At 38.8% G+C, this 22,221-nt stretch carries 24 protein-coding genes and 1 other RNA gene; 4 read left to right on the top strand and 21 right to left on the bottom strand.

Going from position 1 to position 22,221, the window contains the following annotated elements; genetic code table 11:
* Positions 1–41: 41 nt before the first annotated feature.
* The 3 genes from P4V41_RS19865 to P4V41_RS19855 all read right to left on the bottom strand — a co-directional run bounded on the left by P4V41_RS19865 (position 42) and on the right by P4V41_RS19855 (position 3,061).
* Positions 42–902: a CvfB family protein gene (locus P4V41_RS19865; RefSeq protein WP_328086854.1), complete on the bottom strand. Its 861-nt coding sequence runs from the start codon at positions 900–902 to the stop codon at positions 42–44.
* Positions 903–1,168: 266 nt separating this feature from the next.
* Positions 1,169–1,318 (bottom strand): YycC family protein, encoded by a 150-nt coding sequence (locus tag P4V41_RS19860; protein WP_205726219.1) that lies wholly within the window; start codon positions 1,316–1,318, stop codon positions 1,169–1,171.
* Between the two features lie 54 nt (positions 1,319–1,372).
* Positions 1,373–3,061, bottom strand: a complete 1,689-nt coding sequence (locus P4V41_RS19855; protein WP_328086853.1) for a formate--tetrahydrofolate ligase — start codon at positions 3,059–3,061, stop codon at positions 1,373–1,375.
* Between the two features lie 179 nt (positions 3,062–3,240).
* On the opposite strand from P4V41_RS19855, the gene P4V41_RS19850 reads away from it, so the two are divergent.
* Positions 3,241–3,567 (top strand): 2Fe-2S iron-sulfur cluster-binding protein, encoded by a 327-nt coding sequence (locus tag P4V41_RS19850; protein WP_137789531.1) that lies wholly within the window; start codon positions 3,241–3,243, stop codon positions 3,565–3,567.
* A 172-nt stretch (positions 3,568–3,739) separates the two neighbouring features.
* Here the strand turns inward: P4V41_RS19850 and P4V41_RS19845 are convergent, their stop codons facing one another.
* Genes P4V41_RS19845 through P4V41_RS19835 form a run of 3 tightly spaced genes read right to left on the bottom strand, consistent with a single transcriptional unit; the run spans position 3,740 to position 5,407 of the window.
* Positions 3,740–4,384, bottom strand: coding sequence for an HD domain-containing protein (locus P4V41_RS19845; RefSeq protein WP_328086852.1), 645 nt, complete (start codon positions 4,382–4,384; stop codon positions 3,740–3,742).
* Between the two features lie 2 nt (positions 4,385–4,386).
* Positions 4,387–4,686: a DUF6123 family protein gene (locus P4V41_RS19840; RefSeq protein WP_328086851.1), complete on the bottom strand. Its 300-nt coding sequence runs from the start codon at positions 4,684–4,686 to the stop codon at positions 4,387–4,389.
* 52 nt (positions 4,687–4,738) lie between these two features.
* Positions 4,739–5,407, bottom strand: a complete 669-nt coding sequence (locus P4V41_RS19835; protein ID WP_328086850.1) for a reverse transcriptase-like protein — start codon at positions 5,405–5,407, stop codon at positions 4,739–4,741.
* A gap of 70 nt (positions 5,408–5,477) precedes the next feature.
* Between P4V41_RS19835 and P4V41_RS19830 the strand changes: the two genes are divergently transcribed.
* Together P4V41_RS19830 and P4V41_RS19825 are read left to right on the top strand one after the other, a co-directional pair.
* Positions 5,478–5,885 (top strand): reverse transcriptase-like protein, encoded by a 408-nt coding sequence (locus tag P4V41_RS19830; RefSeq protein WP_328086849.1) that lies wholly within the window; start codon positions 5,478–5,480, stop codon positions 5,883–5,885.
* Positions 5,878–6,807: a DMT family transporter gene (locus tag P4V41_RS19825; RefSeq protein ID WP_328086848.1), complete on the top strand. Its 930-nt coding sequence runs from the start codon at positions 5,878–5,880 to the stop codon at positions 6,805–6,807. The genes P4V41_RS19830 and P4V41_RS19825 overlap by 8 nt, the downstream gene beginning before the upstream one ends.
* Here the strand turns inward: P4V41_RS19825 and P4V41_RS19820 are convergent.
* The 3 genes from P4V41_RS19820 to P4V41_RS19810 form a co-directional block, all read right to left on the bottom strand.
* Positions 6,804–7,691, bottom strand: a complete 888-nt coding sequence (locus P4V41_RS19820) for a 5'-3' exonuclease (RefSeq protein WP_328086847.1) — start codon at positions 7,689–7,691, stop codon at positions 6,804–6,806. The genes P4V41_RS19825 and P4V41_RS19820 overlap by 4 nt on opposite strands.
* 82 nt (positions 7,692–7,773) lie before the next feature.
* Positions 7,774–7,958: non-coding RNA, 6S RNA (gene ssrS, locus P4V41_RS19815), on the bottom strand.
* 30 nt (positions 7,959–7,988) lie between these two features.
* Positions 7,989–8,129, bottom strand: coding sequence for a hypothetical protein (locus P4V41_RS19810; RefSeq protein ID WP_186320522.1), 141 nt, complete (start codon positions 8,127–8,129; stop codon positions 7,989–7,991).
* Positions 8,130–8,237: 108 nt separating this feature from the next.
* Between P4V41_RS19810 and P4V41_RS19805 the strand changes: the two genes are divergently transcribed.
* Positions 8,238–8,489: a DNA alkylation repair protein gene (locus tag P4V41_RS19805; protein WP_328086846.1), complete on the top strand. Its 252-nt coding sequence runs from the start codon at positions 8,238–8,240 to the stop codon at positions 8,487–8,489.
* 44 nt (positions 8,490–8,533) lie between these two features.
* Here P4V41_RS19805 and P4V41_RS19800 read toward each other — a convergent pair whose 3' ends face one another.
* The 12 genes from P4V41_RS19800 to P4V41_RS19745 form a co-directional block, all read right to left on the bottom strand.
* The gene (locus tag P4V41_RS19800) at positions 8,534–9,964 is read right to left on the bottom strand and encodes a hypothetical protein (RefSeq protein WP_328086845.1); all 1,431 of its coding nucleotides are present in this window, start codon (positions 9,962–9,964) and stop codon (positions 8,534–8,536) included.
* Positions 9,965–9,999: 35 nt separating this feature from the next.
* Positions 10,000–11,454, bottom strand: a complete 1,455-nt coding sequence (locus P4V41_RS19795; protein WP_328086844.1) for a hypothetical protein — start codon at positions 11,452–11,454, stop codon at positions 10,000–10,002.
* Between the two features lie 140 nt (positions 11,455–11,594).
* The gene (gabT, locus tag P4V41_RS19790) at positions 11,595–12,902 is read right to left on the bottom strand and encodes a 4-aminobutyrate--2-oxoglutarate transaminase (RefSeq protein WP_328086843.1); all 1,308 of its coding nucleotides are present in this window, start codon (positions 12,900–12,902) and stop codon (positions 11,595–11,597) included.
* A complete protein-coding gene (locus tag P4V41_RS19785) occupies positions 12,899–14,161 on the bottom strand; it encodes a peptidase (RefSeq protein ID WP_328086842.1) in 1,263 nt (420 codons plus the stop codon). The genes gabT and P4V41_RS19785 overlap by 4 nt, the downstream gene beginning before the upstream one ends.
* A 19-nt stretch (positions 14,162–14,180) precedes the next feature.
* Positions 14,181–14,843: a 3-oxoacid CoA-transferase subunit B gene (locus P4V41_RS19780; RefSeq protein WP_328086841.1), complete on the bottom strand. Its 663-nt coding sequence runs from the start codon at positions 14,841–14,843 to the stop codon at positions 14,181–14,183.
* Positions 14,786–15,517: a CoA transferase subunit A gene (locus tag P4V41_RS19775; protein ID WP_328086840.1), complete on the bottom strand. Its 732-nt coding sequence runs from the start codon at positions 15,515–15,517 to the stop codon at positions 14,786–14,788. The genes P4V41_RS19780 and P4V41_RS19775 overlap by 58 nt, the downstream gene beginning before the upstream one ends.
* A gap of 14 nt (positions 15,518–15,531) precedes the next feature.
* A complete protein-coding gene (locus P4V41_RS19770; protein ID WP_328086839.1) occupies positions 15,532–16,899 on the bottom strand; it encodes an aspartate aminotransferase family protein in 1,368 nt (455 codons plus the stop codon).
* 360 nt (positions 16,900–17,259) lie between these two features.
* On the bottom strand, positions 17,260–17,532 hold the full coding sequence (locus tag P4V41_RS19765) for a YokU family protein (RefSeq protein WP_328086838.1): 273 nt from the start codon (positions 17,530–17,532) through the stop codon (positions 17,260–17,262).
* Between the two features lie 13 nt (positions 17,533–17,545).
* On the bottom strand, positions 17,546–18,973 hold the full coding sequence (gene ablA / locus P4V41_RS19760) for a lysine 2,3-aminomutase (RefSeq protein WP_328086837.1): 1,428 nt from the start codon (positions 18,971–18,973) through the stop codon (positions 17,546–17,548).
* A gap of 168 nt (positions 18,974–19,141) precedes the next feature.
* Positions 19,142–20,548, bottom strand: a complete 1,407-nt coding sequence (locus P4V41_RS19755; RefSeq protein WP_419181338.1) for a sigma-54 interaction domain-containing protein — start codon at positions 20,546–20,548, stop codon at positions 19,142–19,144.
* A gap of 47 nt (positions 20,549–20,595) precedes the next feature.
* Positions 20,596–21,450, bottom strand: a complete 855-nt coding sequence (ablB, locus tag P4V41_RS19750; protein ID WP_328086836.1) for a putative beta-lysine N-acetyltransferase — start codon at positions 21,448–21,450, stop codon at positions 20,596–20,598.
* Between the two features lie 113 nt (positions 21,451–21,563).
* Positions 21,564–22,160 carry a trimeric intracellular cation channel family protein gene (locus P4V41_RS19745; RefSeq protein ID WP_328086835.1) on the bottom strand — a complete coding sequence of 199 codons (597 nt, stop codon included), beginning with the start codon at positions 22,158–22,160 and terminating at the stop codon, positions 21,564–21,566.
* Positions 22,161–22,221: the final 61 nt, after the last annotated feature.

Raw genomic sequence — 22,221 nt, 5'->3', positions numbered from 1 at the left:
AACTTTTAGGGGTCACTTCATTTCGCATCAGGTTCTTTTCATTAAATTTGTAGAAACGTCTTTCCGTCTTCTTGAACGATCTTTTCTTCTTTCATAAGTTTACCAAGAGCTCGTTTAAATGCAGCTTTACTCATCTGAAAAGTCTCTTTGATCTCTTCTGGAGATGACTTATCTGTGAGAGGCATCTGCCCTTTATTTTCTCTTAAATATTGATAGATGCGTTCAGAATCCTCACTGTACGCAATCTCTTTTCTTGCTCTCATCGATAAGTTTATTCTTCCATCTTCTCTAACGAATGCTACACGAGCTCCGAGCTTCTGCCCAAGACGGGGCTTCACCTTTAACTCATCGTTATGAATGAATCCGATGTGCCCTGACTCAGTAAACAGGAGTACCCCCGCTTCATTAATCTTGTAAACATAGCCTGAGGTTTGTTGATTGAACATTTCTTCTGTTGCAGCTTCTGCTTGTTCTACCATCTCTTCTTCTGTAGCTAAGTCAGCAAAGATACGACCTTTTTTATCTAATTTCATACCTGAATATAGACGGTCCCCAAGATGTGGCCATTCATCCCACGATTCAGGAAGGTCGTCTTTAGATAAAAGAATATCTTTTTTAATGCCGATATGAAGAAATACACCTAACTTTCTATTCACACCTGCTACTTCTAGCCAAGCTAATGAATCAAGACGCACTTTTGGAATGGTTTCGGTCGCAGCAAGTCTTCCTTCATGATCTTGATATAAAAAGACTTCTACCATGCTTCCTTCTTCATGTTTGCTCTTTGCTTCAGCCCGATGTAAAAGCACTTCTTTGCCGTCTTCAAGATCTAAAACATAGCCTAGATCAGAAACTCTAACAACTTTAAGTGTATACACTAAACCAGGTTTTTTTGTTTCCATAATTTCATTCCTTTTTTAATGGCTGTTTTCGAATTCATTGTTGCTTTTGATAGTTGCTTGTCGGGGCTGAACAAGCCACTTCCACTTTTTAAACTGCCAGCTTGTCCTAGCCGAGAGTCTCGTACCTTGCTCTCCAACCAACTTCTCATTGAAGCGAATGAACATAGTGATTTAAAAGCAACAATCCTTTAGAAAACAACCTTTTTAATAGATAGATGTAAAAAAGAAAAAACCTACATAGTAGGTTTTCGCCTTCTTGTTCTTAATTATTCATCCTTATTTTCTTTGGATGCTTCCAATTCCATCAGCTTTTTTACTAAAATATGCTGAGGCATATGCATCAACTGTTCGAGTGGTACGTTTAGCTCTTTTGCTAATTTCACTGCAGTATCAGCTGAAAGTTGTAATGGTTTCATATGCATCCCTCCTACAGAAGTATAGCAGTTTATAAAGATACTTTACACTATTTCTTAAAATAGTCCTACTGCTTTCCCATCTTCTGATACATCCATGTTGTTTGCCGCTGGAACTTTAGGCAGTCCTGGCATCGTCATAACATCACCTGTTAGAGCAACGATAAACCCTGCTCCGATCGAAGGTTTTAGTTCTCTTATCGTAATCGTAAAGTTTTCTGGACGGCCGAGCTTTTTTGGATCATCTGAGAAGGAATATTGAGTCTTAGCCATACAAACCGGCAATTGATCCCACCCGAAATCAGTATACTGCTTCATTTGTTTTACAGCTTTTGGTGAGAACTGTACTTCACCTGCACCATATACTTTTTTACAGATCGTCTCTATCTTTTCTTGTAAAGAAGCGTTCAGTTCATAAAGAGGTTTATAGTTATTCTCTTCTGTTTCAATGGTTTCTAATACTCTACTCGCCAAAGCTTCTCCACCTTGTCCACCTTTAGCCCAAACATCAGCTTCTTCGGCAGCAATACCTTTTCTATTGCACCAATCTTTTATGAAAGCAACCTCTTCCTCCGTGTCCGTCACAAATTTGTTGATCGCAACAACAACAGGTACCCCAAATTCTTTCAACGTTTCTAAATGTTTCTCGAGGTTTGGCATCCCTTTTTGAAGAGCATCTAAGTCCGGGTTCTTCAAATATTCTTTTGCAAGACCTCCATGCATCTTAAGTGCTCTTACTGTAGCAACAATAACAACTGCACTTGGATTGATACCAGCATATCGTGCTTTAATATCTAAGAACTTCTCAGCTCCAAGATCAGCACCGAATCCAGCTTCTGTTACTACCATCTCACCGAGCCTAGAAGCCAATTTTGTCGCGATGACACTGTTACAGCCATGAGCAATGTTTGCGAAAGGACCACCATGTACAAGTGCTGGCGTGTTTTCTAATGTTTGTACGATATTTGGTCGAATTGCATCTTTTAAAAGCAATGTTAGTGCGCCATGAGCATTCAGATGTCCAGCGGTAATGGGTTGATTGTCGTAATCAAACGCCACTACCATCTTAGAAAGTCTCATTTTCAAATCTTCTAGGTCGTTTGCCAAACAGAAGATCGCCATCACTTCTGATGCTACCGTAATGTCGAATCCGTCCTCTCGGGGAACCCCTTGAACGGGTCCACCTAAGCCGATGACGATCTTTCTTAATGCCCGATCATTCATATCTAATGCACGCTTCCAAACGATTCGGCGCGGATCTATGTTCAATTCATTTCCTTGGTGAATATGGTTATCGATCAATGCTGCTAATGCGTTATTAGCAGTTGTTATGGCATGCAAGTCTCCTGTGAAGTGAAGATTAATATCTTCCATCGGCATCACTTGAGAGTACCCTCCACCTGCTGCACCACCTTTAATACCCATGCTAGGGCCAAGCGATGGTTCACGTAAAGCGATAATCGTTTTCTTTCCAACACGATTGAGTGCTTGTCCAAGTCCCACAGTTACCGTTGACTTTCCTTCTCCAGCTGGTGTTGGACTAATTGCTGTTACCAAGACTACTTTTCCATCTTCAACATTCTGAAGTTTTTGAAACAGATCTAATGATAGCTTTCCTTTGTATCTTCCATAAGGTTCCCAATCATCTTCTTCAATTCCTAGTTGTCCTACAATTTCTTCGATTCGCAGCATTTTAGCTGATTGGGCAATCTCGATATCACTTTTGAACGAAACCTTTTCTAGCATGTTGATTTAACCCTCCATCATATGTAATTGACTCCACTTTCTATTGTATATGAAACAAGTATGTGATGCGATTAGTTTTTCTATTACAACTTTTAATCCTGTAGTTTACTTGGTAAGAGGTTATCGTATAATAAGAATGGAAAGAAATACTAAGTGTTAATTTTAAGGAGGCAGGTAAAATGGCAAAAATTGATGTGCGTGGATTTGGTACATATGAGATTGAGAATGGAAAAAAACTTGTAAATGCACTGGAAGACAACGGAATTGATATCCTTCACCGTTGTGGAGGCAAAGCGAAATGTACAACATGCCGAGTGGAAGTATTGTCAGGAGATCTAGGACCGATCGGTGAGAATGAAGCGAATATTATCGCTACGAAGGGTCTATCTGGTAATGTAAGATTATCTTGCCAGATTTGTGTGAGTGAAGATGCATCGATCAATCCTGTTCTTACAGTAACATCAGAAGGATTAGACGCTGGGCCACGACCAGCAGAAGAGTGTTAGTCTACATTCTAAATAACTAAAAAAGGCCATTATTTTGGCCTTTTTTTAATACAGATCATTCACTATAAAAGGACAACCTAAACTAAGATTGTTGATTTTGAATGTTAATATTCTCTTCCTATGAAAGTTGATCGGAGCGGAAATCAACCATTTTCATAGAAAACTTACTTACTCACTTTTTGCCTTCCCACTCTTCAAGAAACTGCTCTAGAAAGTTTTCTAGAAAGGCATGCCGGTCATCTGCTAGTTTTTTTGCATAAGGAGTATTCATCCCATGCTTTAATTTTAACAACTTTTCGTAGAAGTGATTAATAGCTGTACTTCTTTCATTGCGATATTGCTCTTTGGTCATCGTTTCTCGAACAGGTATCTCAGGATCATACATCAACTGTCCCTTCGCTCCAGAATAAGCGAATGTTCTACCGATTCCGATCGCTCCAATCGCGTCTAAGCGGTCGGCATCCTGTACGACCTTACCCTCAATCGATTCCATCTCTTTTCCACTACCGCCTTTAAATGACATCGTAGAGATGATTGTCATAATATGCGTGATGTATGCTTTTTCCACGGAAATGGATTCTAACCATTGTTTCACTTCTTTTAGACCTTCTTCTTCAGTTCCTGCAATTTTTTCATCTGCTATATCATGTAAGAGTGCAGCCATCACACATACAAAGTGATCTGCACCTTCTTTTTCAGCAATGTTCTGAGACAGATTCTTAACACGATAGATATGATACCAATCATGTCCACTGCTCTCGTTTCTTAACTTATCTTTTACAAACGCCTCTGTTTGTTCGATCATTTTCTCTTTCATGTTTACCCCACTGTACAAGAATGTATTCTTTCGTTGTTGGTTTGTAGCCGCTCTAGTAGTTCATACGCTTTTTGCTTTGAGGTGATATTTTCCTTAACTAAAGACTCTAATACGGCAATAAAGTAACTTCCGTCAAACGACAACTGTTTAATTAAAGTAACTTCTAATGCTATTTTTACTTGAGGTTCACTTGCGTCTGTGTAATGTCTCCCGAAATCCACAAAATGAAGGTCTCCATCACTTAGACGAAACCCTTTTGAAGATAATAATGCTATATAGTCGTCTAGAACGTTCTCATTCATGTTTATCTCAACCCCAAAATCAAAAGATTCTAGTAAATTGTACCAGTTATATTCAGGAATTATCAATGACTTCTTTCTTAGCCTTTATGATTTTTCCGTTTAATGCTTGTGTTACGAGATGATCAGCGTCTTTGTTCTTGTTTCTAGCCACCCATTCATAAACAGGTTCGATCTGAAGTTTCTTAAATAGTGTTTCGATTTTGTCTGCCCAGTTCTGGAGGTTCATTTCATAACAAGGCCATTCACCTTTTAGCTGCTCGATAACAACCTTTGAATCTCCTTGAATTCTAACCTCTTCATATTGGACGCCAAGTTCTTCAAGTTCTTTTACAGCGATCCATAAAGCGGCATACTCTGATTCATTATTCGATTCAATATTGGTTAGACTTGCGTTCTTTTTAATACGATAGGTTATACCGTTTTGAGAGAAATGAATAATAATACCTTGACCACTTGTTCCCGTCTCTGACTTGAAACCTCCATCAAAATAAATGGAAATATCTTTTGGTTCTTCTTTTTTCACTTGTGTTAATTTAGTCAGTTCTTTCTTCGTCCACGTTACACCTTTTGTATCGATAAAGACTATTTCTGATAATCTTCCAGTCTTCTCCATATCAGTTGCCGTAAAAAGTGCTTCTGTTAACGACATAGGATCAGAAACAAATCGAACCTTAAATGGTGATTTTGGGTGCTTATACATATACTCTATTGAGAAGTTCATAGTAATCTCCTTTTTGTTTTTGATAAAGTCCTTTATAATACGAATATATTCATATAGAGGAGAGACAGAATTGATAGAAGTATACATCGATGGTGCAAGTGCAGGTGATCCTGGACTTTCAGGAGCTGGCGTATATGTGAAAGTTGGAAACGGAACTACGCATTCGTATCGTTTTCCGATCGGCACGATGAGTAACCATGAAGCGGAATTTAGAGCACTTATTCATGGGTTGGAATTATGTATTGAAAATAATTGGAATATCGTATCGTTCCGTACAGATTCACAAGCTGTTGAAAGCGCTGTGGATAAAAGATATGCCAAAGATAAGCGATACACAAAACTTTTAGAAGAAGCTCTTCATCTTTCCGAGCAACTTGATCTATTTTTCATTAAGTGGATTCCTTCAAAACAGAATAAGATTGCAGATGAACTTGCACGACAAGCGATTCAATTAAACAAGAGACCTTCTGATGCTTAAGAAGACTTGGTTTGCTGACTTCAATTTACTTCTTGTAGCCTTGATCTGGGGTTCAACTTTCGTAATCGTCCAAAAAGCAATCGCGTTTTTAGAACCTTATTCATTTAACAGCGTGCGTTTTTCCATTGCCGCTATAACATTATTGCTAATTATCTTCTTGTTTAATCGTTCGTCACTCAGTCATTTTACAGACAGAAGTATATGGATCAGCGGTATCACACTTGGCTTTTGGCTATTTTTAGGGTACGGATTTCAGACCGTCGGATTGTTATATACCACGTCTTCGAAAGCTGGGTTTATAACAGGATTAAGTGTTGTCTTGGTACCTTTGTTCAGCTATTTATTGTTAAAAAACAAACTGAATTGGCAAGTAGGGATTAGCTCTCTATTAGCTGTACTCGGTTTATATTTATTAACGATCCACAAAAGCCTCTCGTTGAACACTGGCGATGGTTATGTACTATTATGTGCTATTTCATTTGCTCTTCATATCGTGTTCACAGGAAAGTTTGCTTCATCATACAACGCTATTTGTCTAACTATTATCCAACTTGTGACCGTTGCTGTATTTAGTTTTATAACTGCAATCATGATAGAAGATTGGCAGCAGATGTTCTCAGCACGGTTGGTTCTGCAGACGGAAGTGTTCAGTGCTCTACTAATCACCTCATTCTTTGCAACTGCTCTAGCTTTTTTGGCTCAAACACACTTTCAATCGTTTACAACGCCTGCTAGAGTCGCTTTGATTTTTGCGATGGAACCTGTTTTTGCGGCACTCACTGCTTACATTATGCTCCACGAACGACTTGGTTCAAAATCATTATTTGGTTGCGGGTTGATTTTACTTGGTATGATTTTATCTGAAATACGGTTCAATAAGAATTTCATAAAACGCAAACAAAAAGAGTGGGATCTTACTTAACCCACTCTTATTTGAATCTCTAATTCTTCTAAAGCGCTTCGGACAATCTGCTTGTTTAAAATATATCGACATTCTTCTAGATCTCTGTCAATCACATCAGGAACATCTGTAAAAATCGTACATAGATCTTTACTTAGAACAGCCATCTCCCGTCCTGCTTCAAGTTTTTTCAAATACCTTTTGTATCTAGGATCTAGATTCTCAAAATTTTCATAGATGGATTCTACTGCACCATATTGCTGTATGAGCGGAAGTGCGGCTTTATCACCAACTCCCGCTACTCCAGGAATATTATCACTCTTATCACCTAATAGTGCTTTCACATCAATCCACTGAGCAGGCGTAATTCCATACTCTTCCTGAAAGTGATCTAACGTATACTTTAACTCGTCTCTTTTTACTGTAATAAGCTGTGAAGTCTTCTCACAAAGAAGCTGCAAAAGATCTCGGTCGTTGCTGTAGATGATACACTCTCCGTCGCGTTCATTTCGCCAGCGATGTGCGAGTGTTCCGATAATATCATCCGCTTCATATCTAGGAATCGTAAGTTGTGTAATTCCGATGTTATCAAAAAGTTGAACGAGCGTCTCAAATTGCTGGATAAGCGGTTCAGGCAACTCGTTTCTTGTACCCTTGTAATCAGCAAATTTTTCTCTTCTGAGTGTTTCATCACGTTTAACATCCCAAGCAACTACAATATGAGATGGCTCATGATCACGAACGAGCATAAGCAGTTTCTGAATGGTTACTCGAATCGCATTCGTAAACTGACCCTTAGAATTTCTAGGCAGATCATGCATTTCTTTTCCATAAGCTGTTGCAAAATAACATCTGCTCAGCAGATTAAATCCATCGATTAAAAGTAATACTTCTTTCTTTTCCATCTTCTTTTTATCCCCCGGTAGTAATATGTTATGAAAAAAGCGCATTTTACATGTGATGTAAAATGCGCTTGTTGTCGTTTAAGTAAAATCCGCTCTGCCGTGACTTTATATGCCTTTGGAACCTGATCTCTCAGGTGGGTATCCGCAGCTGCCGTTACAGCCTTCCAAGTCGAATGCAAGGCTTGACTGTCTGACAGATCATATTGGATTCCCATCATTAGCACATAGGTTAAAGACATGGAAAAGCCACGAACATCGCAGAATTTTATTATACTACCAGTTTCTTAAGATGTAAAATCATTTTGTTTTCTTGCCGTGATGCATCTTTTCAACTTCCATCTCTGCATATGATGCAAATTCAGTTTGGTTTTCTGCACCATTTTCTTTCACGTTGTTATTGCGTTGTGCATTAGCGTTAGCTTTTTTCTGTTTACCCATAATATATCCCTCCTTTTTCTTACTATGGCTAAAGTAATTAAAAATATAACTTACATAATTTTTCCTAGAAGGGGTTAACTTAAGATTAAAAAGGAGGGTTTCTTAAAAATGGCAAATCCTTATTTATGTCCAAACTGCAAGACGAACAGAACGCGTTTTAACGTGATCGAACAAAATCCTGTAGGTGTTAAGCTAGATCCATCCACTGGAGATGTTGTTCAGCAATATGAAGACGGTGAGTTAGATATGTTTCATCTTCCGTACAAGGGATCAGAACGATTGATTCAGTGCGGCGCATGTGGAATTGTAGGAGAAGAAGAGATGTATATTAAACGTGCTCAAAGTAATCCAAGAGCATAGAAAAAAGACTGCCGTTCAATATTTCGGCAGTCTTTTTTCTAGTTCTAATTTACTGATGGAAGTTTTAAAGGAACCACCACTTTTTCCTTAAGAGGGTATACTTGTGTTAATTTTGAGAATGTAATGGTGATGTTATCCTTTGGCAGTCCTTCATGAAAAAATAATAAAAAACCAGACTGTTCACTGTCGTATGTTTGCATCACATCGAAATTTTGTAGAGTTTCTCCTGATGAATTCTTAATCGTGACGAGATTATTCATAAAACGTTCTTCGTTTTGGGTCCTATTCTCATTATAGTTGGGTTGAAAATAAAGATATTCGTCGTGTCCTACATTCTCTACTTTGCTTTCTATAGAAAACCGAATTCCTTTTTCGTTATTGGAAACATCATTTTCAATTCCTCTGTAAACCACTTTAAAATCAGTGTCGTCAGCGATCACTTCATTTTTCTTAATATCTTTTTCAGGATTGCTTGCAAACTGCTCTAGATCTTGTTTAGATACCGAAAATGCGTACGATTTATCCGTTCTATGAATAGAGTGTGTAAACGACAACTTCAAAGGATCTGATTTGTTCATATTAAGAAGTTCATCTAGAGCTGAATACGTTTCCATATAGTAATCTGAATCCTCATTTTCTGTGATATCTGTATGTAACGTGTAATTACTCTGTCCATTTTCAATGGTTCCAAATAGAGAAACAAGATTCTTATCAATCTTTGAATTCAACTTGATTCTAGATCCCATTTGATAGACTTCGAACTTCTCTAAATGAATCTTTTTATCATTGAAAAGCACTAAGGATTTGTCAATCGTCGCTGTAGCAAGAACAGGCGGTGCTTCAAAAACATTATGAGGCTTAACTGTAAAAGTTAAGTTATCGATTTTCGTCTTTCCTTTGTTCGAAGTGAATGTTGGGTTAAGTAGCTTAACTTTTTCACTGCTAAAGACTTCTTTCCACGCTTCATCCGTTTCAATGTTATCGTATTGGATATGTATCATCATGGACCGGTATAATTTATGTTTGTGGACAACACCACCGATGGACCCTTCTCCTTCATAGATATCTATAGGAAAATGAAAAGTTTTTCCCTTCTTAGATGTAATCTCTACCTGATTGAACGACATTCGAGGAATATCCCCCTCTACTTTATCTCGTTCTACAAGGTCTACACTATAAAGAATGTACAGCTGCTGCCCGAAATTATATGTTCTCTCGACTTGAAACTTTCGCTGATTATTTGCTAACGGTATAGAAATCTGACTGTTTTTTAATAACTTAAAGCGATCAGCAAACTTAAGATCGCTGAATTTTGATTTCTCCATATCCATTAATTCTTCCCAGTCTTTCATCAAAACAAAATTTTCATCGTTAACTTTCCACGTCGGCTCAGCGCTTTTTTCAAATTGCGTGTATATTACAAATCCAACTAACAACAAAATTCCAATGATAATCTTATTTCGCTTTGTGCCCAAAGTAACATAACTCCTTTACCACATTCATCGTTTGATCAGTTCATGATCTTGATGTTCTTATACTTAATGTCCACCGGTTTTTTAAGTGGCTTTATATAAGAGAGATTTGATAAAGTGATCGTCAAGTCACTCTGAGGAATTAAGATTGGTTTCATCTCACCTTTTTCCATCTCTTCTTTGTTATAAAACGTTATATAGTAGGTGGCTTTATTTTCTTCTTCTGAACTATGTACTTCAAAGTTATTGATTCTCGTTTTCTTCTCATCTGAGATTGAGATGATATTGTTTTTATACACCCTTTCATAATCGTCAGGTACGGCTTTATCATTATAATAATGTTCAGGATCCAATCCCAGAAGGTTTAGTTGTTGATTAGAGTCCGTTATTATGCTCAACTTAATTCTGGGGCTCCCTTCAAACATAGTCATCCCTTCATAGCGAATTATCGTATCACGCATATTAAAAATTTCTTGGTTCTTTACAACTGGCTGATCTGTATTCGATAAAAACGTTTGGATATCATTTTTTGGAATTGTCCATGAGAAAGAACGAGAATCTTTATGCACAGAATTAGTAAACGTTATATTATTTTCTTTTACCTTATTAACATCGCCATACATATCAAAAAGGGGAATATAATATCCTTTTTGATTCGTACCTAAAATCCCATATGTCAAAGGTTGGTCTTGTAATTTATTGTCTTTGCTAGCAAATCCGATTAAACTATCATCATTAGGGATTTCTATGCTAAGTCTTTGTTCATAAAGTAGGGCATCAATGGATTTGATTTTTACTTTTTTGTTATCTCCATATGTAAACGTTTGATCGATCGGCTCACTTTTCAATACTTTTGTATATGGATCTTCTGAAGGCACCTTCAACGCAATATCCTCAATCGAGTCTACCCCATTGTTTTTAGAAGAGATCGTAAGGTCCTTTAGCCGAACGACATTAGCTTTTGATACAATTGACCAATCGTTCTCTGAAGAATCGAACATACTGGGCATCAACATCATGGAACGGTATAAACGATGCTTATAAACAAATCCTTCGTCCCTTGTACCTGGCTGACCCATCTCTTCACCAGCCTTGAGGACGAGCTCCTTACCTTCTTTTGTTTGAAACAGCATGTTTTTAACAGAGAGCCGCGGAATATGATACTCATCCTTATCTCTCTCTTTTACATCCACACTGTATACTAGATACATGCGACCATGCATGTTCCAAATCTTTTCGATCTTTAACGTTCGATACGATTCTTTTAGCGTCACTGTCTTACTTACGTCTTTAAGAAAACCGTATTTATCTATCATCTCTAATTCATTGAACTTGATGTATTCTCTTTTCATTCCATCTTTGAATGAGTTCACGACCGAAAATTGTTCCTTATTTACTGTCCAAGTTGGTTCAGCACTTTTTTCGTACTGTGTATAAACAACGAATCCTCCAATTAAGACAGAACCAATCATCAATTTTTTTATGATTTGCAAATCGTACAGCCCCTTTAGTATCTATACCATCATATTAGCATAATTTTCCGAATCTTCATTCTGTTAATATCCATTAATTTGAAAAAAGCTTGAAATAATAAAGTAACCTCGTCTAAAAAAGACGAGGTTACAATCCGTATTTATGACGATACCATTTCACTTACTTTCGCGAGCTGTTTCTCAATCACGTTCAAACCTTTAAGAAGCTGTTCATCAGAGATTACGAGTGGAGAGAGAATACGGATAACGTTACTGTAAAGGCCAGCCCCCATAATGGCGACACCATTTTGGTTACAAAGTGCAATGATTTTTTTAGCTCGATCAGGATCTGGTGTTTTCGTATCTTTATCTTTCACGATCTCGAGCGCACACATGGCTCCTATACCTCTGACATCACCGATAAATTCGTATTGATCTCTCCATTTTGAAAAGGTATTGGTGATTATTTCACCAATCTGATTTGCTCTTGTTAACAACCCTTCTTCTTCAATCATTGAGATGACCTCAATTGCCGCAACACAACCTAACGGACTTCCTCCATAGGTACCTCCGATCTCACCTGGCGCTGGTGCATCCATGATTTCTGCTCTGCCTGTTACAGCTGAGATTGGCAGGCCGGCCGCTATCGATTTTGACAGGGTCATGAGATCTGGAACAACTTCAAAATGTTCCATCGCAAACATTTTTCCTGTACGGCCAAAGCCAGTCTGTATCTCATCAGCGATTAACAGGATATTGTATTTATCACAAATCTCGCGAAGACCTTTAACGAACGTTTTAGAAGGGATAACGAATCCTCCCTCACCTTGAACGGGTTCAAAGATGATCGCTGCAATTTCCTCAGGTGGAACCTCTCCTAAGAAGAAGTCTTCAAATTTCTTCAAGATCGCTTTATCGGTTTCCTCAACATTACGATCCTCTCGGTAATAATAAGGATATGGCATCTTATACGTTTCTGGCGCAAATGGTCCAAACTCAAACTTGTATGGTTTTACTTTGCTTGTTAAAGACATAGCGAGCAACGTCCTGCCGTGAAATCCTCTTTCAAATGAGATGATGGCTTTTCTGCCGGTAAATTTTCTAGCGATTTTAACCGCGTTTTCTACAGCTTCTGCACCACTGTTCAAAAAGAACGTTTTTTTATGATGGTCTCCTGGTGTGATTTCGTTTAGTTTTTCTGCTAGCTGAACGTAAGGTTCGTACATCATCACGTGAAAACATGGATGGATGTATTTTTCTATTTGTTTTTTTAATGCATTCACTACTCTAGGCGGACAATGACCAACGTTTAACGTTCCGATCGCACCAGCAAAATCAATATATTCGTTTCCGTCAACATCAACCATCGTACTTCCACTAGCATGATCCACAAAATTTAAGACCGTATTAAAAGGGCCTCTTGGGACGTTTAATTCTTTTCTTTTTAATAACTCTTCTGATTTCTTCATCCATTCTCGCCTCCACACCAGTCATAGATCGTTAAAGCTATTATTTCAGCAGCTTTCATGATCTTTGTAATTTCAATATATTCGTTCGGATAATGTGCGACCCCTGTAACTCCTGGACCGAATACGATTGCCGGAGTATCGCCGACATGAGATAACAAGCCACCATCCGTTCCCCATGGAGACGCTTCGATGATGGGTTGATTTCCAACTACATCTTCAAAATTCTTGGAGAGTATGTTCATGAGTGGATGTTGAGTTTCAATCAATCCTGGCAGCCACTGTGCCCCAAACCATTCTACAGAGATCTTATGCTCTTCTAGCCACGGATCAGAAAGATTGGATAGATAGCTCTGAAGTTCGTTTTTTACTTCTTCCAATGTTTCATTAGGAGCAACGCCAATCCTTCCTTCAACTTCAACTGTATCTGGAACGGATGATGGCCAGTTACCTCCTGAGATCTTCCCTACATTGATCGGGACGGGAATAGGAATATCCTTGTATAGAGGATCTGTCACTCTATCATTTCTGATGATTTCCAATTGTTTAATAGCATCTAGTACGACTACCGCTTTTTCGATAGCACTAACTCCTTCATAACGAGTTCCGCCGTGTGCCGCTTTTCCTTTTATGGTTAGCCGGAACCACATAGAACCTTGCTGAGCAGGAAAGATCTTCATATTCGTAGGTTCAGGAATAATAGCCGCATCTGCTTTGTACCCACGTAGAACCGCAGCGAGTGTTCCTGCTCCTCCGCTCTCTTCTTCTATTACACTATGAAAGAATAAATCGCCTTGTAATTGAACACCAGTTTCCTTAAGTGCTTGAATGGCTAGTAATAGGGAGAGGTTTCCACCTTTCATATCTGTTGATCCTCTGCCGTAAAGTTTCCCATCTATTATTTTTCCACTATAAGGATGGTCGTTCCATTGGTTGGGATCACCTGCTGGGACGACATCAACATGACCGTTTAGAACGAGTGAACGGCCGGTTCCTTTTCCCCGCCATATCCCAACAACATTAGGACTTGTACTGAAATCTGTCCGGCTCGCACAAAAATTAGGATGTTTCGCTAACTCTTCACCATCCGGATACCACATATCAACCTCGAGTCCAATTTCCTCGAGTTTTTTGGCTATCAATTTTTGTACGCCTGTTTCATTTCCAGTCGTGCTCGCTTCTTGAACCGTTTTTTGTAAAAAATGAACGGCGTTTTCTTGCTCGTTCATCAACCAGTTTGAGAGTTTTTCTTTAACTAACATGTTTTACCTCCCTTACTTTTCATTGGAAAACAGAAATATGTTCATCTACAACGATAGAAGCACCTGTTGTTTGAATAACATCCTCTACCGTATAAGGACTCATGATCTCACGAAGGAATAGCTTTCCACCTTCACAATGAAAAACTGCTTTTTCTGTAATTATCATGTCTGCGCCTTCCTTTACAGTAAGAGGAAGAGAACAGTTTCTCACAATCTTAGGATTTCCGTACTTATCGGTGTGGTTCATTAAAATGATAACTTTCTTTGCTTTTTGGGCAAGATCGATCGCTCCACCCATTCCAGGAACCCGCTTTCCTGGTACGATCCAATTAGCTATATCACCACGTTCACTCACTTCTAGTGCTCCGAGTATCGTTACATCAAGCAATCCTTTTCTAATGATTCCAAACGCAGTAGCGCTATCAAAATAAGAGGCGCCTGGCTGAATGGAAACTGGATATCCACCTGCATTGGATAAATTACCATCCTCGCTGCCAGCTTGTGGTGACCCACCCATACCTAAAATACCGTTCTCCGTGTGCAGCATAATATGTAGGTCGTCTTCAATATAATCTGCAACGAGAGTGGGAATACCGATGCCAAGATTAACGATCATTCCATTACTTATTTCGAGGGCTGCCCTTCTTGCGATCCTGTGCCTTGTTTCAACTCCCAGACCCATTTCCAGTCCACTCCTTTACTCTGAATAATATGGTCAATAAAGACACCTGGCGTAACGATCTCTTCCGGGTCAAGAGAGCCTACCGGCACGATCTCTTCTACTTCTGCGATCGTTATCTGTCCTGCAGTAGCCACGAGTGGATTCGTATTTCTAGCACTCTTATCATAGATAAGGTTTCCATACCGATCTGCTTTTTTAGCATATACGATCGCCACATCAGCCGTTAGAGCGGGTTCGATCATATATTCTTTGTTTTTCACGATGACTTTCTCTTTGTTCGCTTCAACAACCGTTCCTAGACCAACATCGACTAATATACCGCCAAGCCCCATACCACCAGCTCGTATTTTTTCAGCGAGAGTGCCCTGCGGAACAAATTCCACTTCTAACATACCTTCTTGCATTTGTTTACCCGCTTCAGGATTTGAGCCTATATGAGAGGCGATTAATCTCTTCACCCTTTTTTCCGTGATCAGCTTACCGGGTCCAATCCAAGGGAAACCCGTATCATTACTAATAAGAAAAATATCGTTAATATTCTTTTCTAGTATCAGATTAACAAGTGTTGGAGGAGCACCTACTCCTCCAAAACCGCCGACCATCAGTGACATGCCATTATGAAAATAGGCAGAAGCACTTTCAAGTGTAATTTGTTTATCTACACCTTTGGCCATTCACAACACCTCTTTCAACTGGTCGCTTCAGTAATATATAAACCTTCTGTAATAAGCTCTTTGGTCAGTTCACCGATGGATAGATCTAGGATATCCATAATATCTGTGATCTGTTCCTTCGTAACGTTCAATGGTGGGGAGATTAAGATAGAGTCTCCTGAAAACCCAGTTACTCCCCCTACTGCCGGGTAAACGAGGAGTCCGTTGTCAAAACAGATGGATAACAACCGGTCTGTAACTTTTGAAGTGATCTCAAAAGGTTCTCTTGTGATCGGATCCTTAACAAATTCCATGCCACATAATAAACCCTTGCCTCTTACATCACCAATTAACGGATACTTCCACTGAAGACGCTGCAGATGATTCATCAGATACTGGCCCATAGCTTCGGCATTTTCCTGGAGTTTATTTCTTTCCATGTAATCGATAACAGCAAGGCAAACCGCAGCTGATTGTGGATTTGCGCTAAACGTGTGTCCGCTCATAATAACTTTGCTTCCCGATTCGATGACGTTCATAATCCGATCTGACACGATGGTTGCCGCCATCGGTGTATAGCCTGCACTCATGCCTTTACCTATCGCAATAATGTCAGGAGTTACATTCCAATGATCCATTGCGAACATTTTTCCTGTACGGCCCATACCTGTCATCACTTCATCTGCTATAAATAAAATATTATATTTATCACAGATCTCTCTTACCTTTCCAAAGTATTCGTCTGGTGGTACTATAGCTCCTCCTGAAGCACCGATGATAGGTTCTGCTATAAATGCAGCGATTTGATCTGGCCCTATCGCTTGAATAGAAGCCTCTAAGTCATCTGCACACTTTACACCGCAACCAGGGTATGTCTCTTTTAATGGGCACTGATAACAATAAGGTGGGTGAGCAGCAGGAAAATCTTCAAGTAATGAGGTGAACCGTTGTCGCCTTAACTTATGACCGGACATTGACAATGCGCCTAATGTGATTCCATGATAACTGGTCCATCGGGAAATGACTTTTGTTTTCGTCATGTTTCCTTGTTCTTGAAAATACTGAATAGCAACCTTAAGTGCTGTCTCGGTTGCTTCTGATCCACTATTTACAAAGAACACCGAATTTAAATCTCCTGGAGCATAATGTGCTATTTTTTCTGCTAGATGCTCAGCTGCATCACTCGTAAACTGCGAACGGTACACGAATGATACATGATTTGCTTGATTCCACATCGCTTCTGCAACTTCATGAACACCGTGACCGATATTACATGTGATCGCACCTGACGACCCATCAATATATTGTTTACCATTTTTATCGTATAAATAGATTCCTTTACCATGACTGATAACAGCATATTCGCTTCCTAGAACCGGTTTGATGAGATGTGATTTTCTCATAAAAAAGGCTCCTTCCTCATGAAGGTTAAAAGGAAATATCTTTATTTATAGCTATTTTCACTGTCTCTCTCAGAAAGTTTAGCAAGCAGCTTTTAAATATTAATTTTATTGAGAACGCTCTTTTCTAAAAGATTGTTGCTTTTAACTCCTTGTCACCTTTGACAGTTGATTGGAGTGGAAGGTGCGAGACTCCTACGGGACAGGCGGGCAGGTGAGACACTTAAATGTGAAACATTCGAATGTGGCTCACCGCCTGCTCCGTGGAAAGCGAGCAGCCTGAAACGGAAAGCAACACTTCCAATAGCAACAAAGTTTGCGAAAACAACCATATAAAAAAGATATTTCCTTACTCTACTGATGTTACAACTTAAAATAATTTTTCTTTAAAAACCTCGGTATGCTCATTAATTCTGTATAGGAAATAGTAGAATCTATCTTCTTTGTATCTATTAACATGAGTTGATCTTCAATCTCATCTACAATATGATCTTCTTGATACTCCATACCGCAAGAAGAACAGGATACAGAAGGGATTACTGTTATTTGAACCGCTCTTGAACCATCCGGCAGTTCCCAATACCCTGTCAATCCTGCCTGCTCTGCTTCTTCACTCTCACACCATAAGCACTTCATGTGATCCTCCTCTCTATGCATTTCTTTGTTCTTCAGGAGTCGCTGAAATTCCTTCGTCTTTTGTTTGCTCAAACTTATATTTTTTCTCTTTCAATTCATCACGTTTATCACGTTTGTCTTTTAATGAACTATGCTCAGGATTCGTATCATAATCTTCTCTTCTTTCAAGGCGTTTTAATCCTTTTGGTACAAGGTTGAACGCTTCATCGCTCATGAGTGCTGAAACACCGATCGCTGGTTTGATATGATCTGTTCCCATCACTTCATTGAAATAAGCATCCGCTCTACCAGCTTGATAGTTTTGAGGCTCGGGATAAGAAGTAATAACTCCCTCAAAGTTACGAAGCACTACCTTTTCTGGTGATTGAGATATAAGATAATTTGGCTGTACAGCTATCTTCCCTCCGCCTCCAGGTGCATCTACCACAAACGTTGGAACAGCATAACCAGACGTATGACCGCGTAAACCTTCAATAATCTCCAAACCTTTTGAAACAGGTGCCCGGAAATGTCCGATACCCTCAGATAGATCACATTGGTAGATATAATATGGTCTTACTCTAATTTTCACTAAATCATGCATCAGCTTTTTCATAATTGGGACACTATCATTGATTCCTGCAAGAATAACAGATTGATTACCTACCGGAACCCCGGCATTCGCTAGCATCTCACACGCTTTTTTAGATTCTTCTGTAATCTCGATCGAAGTGTTGAAATGCGTGTTCAACCAAACTGGGTGATATTTTTTTAAAATATTGCATAGGTTTTCTGTAATTCTTTGCGGGAAAACGACTGGAGCACGTGTTCCAATCCGAATGATCTCAAGATGAGGTATCTCTCTTAAGTTCTTTAATATATATTCTAAGATGTTGTCATTAATTAATAACCCGTCACCGCCTGAGATCAAACAATCCCTAACTTGTGGATTGTTTCGAATATAATTAATGGCTGCATCCAATTGTTTCTTTGGTACACCCATACCGATCTGCCCAGAAAAACGTCTTCTCGTACAATAACGGCAATACATGGAGCACTGATTCGTTACAAGAAAAAGAACACGATCTGGATAGCGATGCGTTAGCCCTGGAACAGGAGAATCTTCATCTTCGTGTAAAGGGTCTTCTAAGTCGTATTTCGTTTTTAAGATTTCCTTACCAATCGGAACGGACTGCATGCGAATCGGACATCTAGGATCATCTTGATCCATGAGCCATGCATAATAAGGTGTAATGTTTAACGGTATCGTCATCGTGGAAATTTTAACGCCTTCTTCTTCTTCAGGTGTCAAGTTAATGATGCTTTTAAGATCCTTTAAATTTCTGATGGTGTTAGTAAGCTGCCACAGCCAATCATTCCATTGCTCTTCTGTGACATCTTTCCATAATTCAAATTCACTCCAATGTTTCTTTGGTTTGAACAATCCATTCACTACAGGCATTCTAATGACCTCCTTTATTTCTACACTGTTTATTCATGCAAGAAACGTGCCAAATTGCAGAAATTTCAGAATATAACGATTTATACTATAGTTTATGCATGCTTCATACAATGTGGGCCTTAAATGGATAGGAATAAAACAAAAATGAACTGCCGAAAATCCGGCAGTTCATTTTTGTTTTATTTTATATTGCAGGGTTTGCCTAGGTACTCCTAAAATTTTTGCAGCTTGAAGAATATTACCAGAAGTATGTTGCAATGCCATCTCAATGATTTGTTTTTCATAAACTCCTAGTGCCTGTCTCAATGAAGGTATGTTTGATAATTCTTTTTTAACTGTAGGTCCATTCTCATCATAATTTGTTATATGTTTTGGAAGTAAGGAAGAATCAATCAAAGAATAATCTTCTGCAAAATTCATACAGTGCTCGATCGCATGCTTGAGTTCTCGGACATTGCCTGGCCAGGAATAATGGTGTATGAACGATTCAGCTTCTGAAGTAAATCCTCGTACCTTTTTTCCAAATGTATGATTAAAATAGTCTACAAAATGTTTAACTAAAAATGCAATATCCCTTTTTCTTTCCCTCAGCGGTGGTAGTTCAAAATAAACTACATTTAATCGATAAAAAAGATCTCTTCGCAACTTTCCTGTTTCCATACACACATCTGGCCGTTCGTTTAAAGCAGAAATGATCCTAACATCAACACTTCTTGAAACATGACTTCCTATGCGTTCTACAACACCTTCTTGAACGACTCTTAATAGTTTCGCTTGCAGTTCAACAGGCATCGAATTAAGTTCATCTAAAAAAAGTGTGCCTCCATCTGCTAATTCGAACACTCCTGGCCGATCGATGGCACCAGTAAAACTGCCTTTTGTTGTTCCGAATAATATCCCTTCAAGTAGTGGTCCCGGAATCGCGGCACAGTTTTGAACGACGAACGGATTTGAAGCACGTCTAGAAGAATTGTGTATCGCTTGAACAAACATCTCTTTACCTGTTCCCGTTTCTCCATATAACATGATAGGCGAGTTGGTTTGAGAAGCTTGGTTACATTGGCATTTAATCTCTTTTAGTTCGGAATCATCCGTGATAATATCAGTGAAGTGATAAGCAGCAAAAGGTTGTTCCTTATTTGTTTTTTTCTTAACTTTCATCTTTTTTTGCAGATCGATCAATTGTTCAGAAAGAACTTTAATTTTTGAAAAATCCTTCGCTACTTCTACAGCCCCGATCAGTTCTTCATTCAACCAAATTGGCAGCGTAGAATTCACCGTGTCGATCTGTTTACCTTTGCGATTCGTGTAGGATTGATGTTCATTATAGATGGGTTTACCTGTTTCAATTACCTTCAAAAGCGTGCTTGTTTCCTTTGTTAGAGAGGGAAACGCATCAAGTACATGATGATGATGAACTTCATCTGTTGTTAATCCATCTAATGATGCCGCCACTGAATTATAAAAAATCGTAATTCCATCTGCATCCACAACATGGATTCCTTCATCAATCGCCTTTAAAATGGCATTTAGCGTTTCTGCTGTTTCTAATGATTTAGATATCAAAAAGATCACCACCTAGAGTGCTTAATTTTTGTCACCTTATGCCTAAATTTCGGCACTCATCTCGATAAATCCTTTACCCAAATGTTCATATCCTCGTATTTGTCAAAAATCTTACAGTTGTTTGCTAGTCTCCCTTTATATTGATAACCTTTTTGATGAAAGACAGCATTCATTCCAAAGGAAAGCGCTCTAGCAATTGAATAGGAACAATAGATATTTCTTTGAAACAACTCTTTTTCAAGCTGATCGATCAGATGCTTCATAAGACCAAACTTACGGTGCTCTGGAATTGTCGCACAATCCGTGATCTCGGCGTTATTATAAGTTGCATTAACGTCGGCAGAGGCTGCACTAACGATTCTTTCTTCATGCTCAATGACACAGAATAGAGTCCCTGATTCAATCATCTTCCGCACATATTCCGCATCGTTCATAGGTGTCGGATACAATTGAAATACGTCACCATAAAGAACTGCAAGCGACTTTGCATCCTTAATGTCAGCCATCCTTAACAAATAATTGCTCTGTAAAGGGAGATTTTTTGACCCTGTTGGTATCTTTATGACATCGCTTAAAATGCGATCTTCGTCCATCCAGTACTCACTGTTTCTTCTTTCATTTTTAAAATATTTGCACATTGCGAATGCTGACCCACCATTAAAGTACCCTTTAAACTCTCCTTCGTTCACATAGCCAAGCTCTTGCCAACAAGAGAGGTCATCTACTTTAGATTTTATTATGATTTTGTGAAAACTATTTTTCTTCGCTTCTTCTTCTAGCCATTCTGCAAAGAGAGTTACGTTACCTCGATAATCATCTGCTCTTAAGCGTTCGCTGTAATAATCAAAACATGTATCTGCTATAAAGTGAGTCTTATTGATTTTTTTATTTTCGTAATATGTAGTCTGCATGGTTTCGCCTCCTATAACTTCCTGTTTCCTAATTTCCATAATATATGCTTAAAATCCTGCACAAAAACCACCCTCTATTTAGGGTGGTTAAGTTCAAAGGCTGTTAAATTAAATCACAAAGCTCTATGTGGAAGTCTCCAATTAAGTTTTAGTGACAACATTCTAAACACAACTAAAGAAACAAAAAGGATCATATATTCCACTGTACTGTTCACTATGTTAAGGCCAACGACTAAACCACCTAATAAAGCCCATACTGCATAGATCTCTTCACGCAATACCACTGGCTTTCGACCAGCTAACACGTCACGGATCATTCCACCGCCAATACCTGTTAAGATTGCAGCAACGATAACTGCACTTATAGGATGATTCATGCTTGAAGCAGCGATCGCACCTTGAATCGCAAATGCTGAAAGGCCGATGGCATCAAAAAAGTGAAGGCTCCTCTTCGAAAATTGAATCATGCCCTCTGGCATAAAGAATACGATCCCCATTGATGCAAGTGCTGATTTTAAAAGGAGTCCTTGCTCCCAAATCGTATCTACAGGGAGACCGATCAACACATTACGCAATATTCCTCCGCCAAATGCCGTGACGAGCCCTAAAATAAAGACACCTAAAATATCATAATCTTCTTCCATTGCAACTAATGCACCTGAAATGGCAAATGCAATCGTTCCAATGATGTTTAATAAATCCCAAGTCAAACCCTTTCTTCCTCTCCAATCAATATGCTCCGTATTGAATCTTATAAGGTTCTAGGCATAC

Origin of the sequence: Fictibacillus nanhaiensis (genome assembly GCF_036213205.1) — a bacterium.
In the GTDB taxonomy this organism is placed as follows: domain Bacteria; phylum Bacillota; class Bacilli; order Bacillales; family Fictibacillaceae; genus Fictibacillus; species Fictibacillus nanhaiensis_E.
Note: the sequence above shows the minus strand (reverse complement) of the source record. Positions and strands in the feature narration are given on the sequence as shown.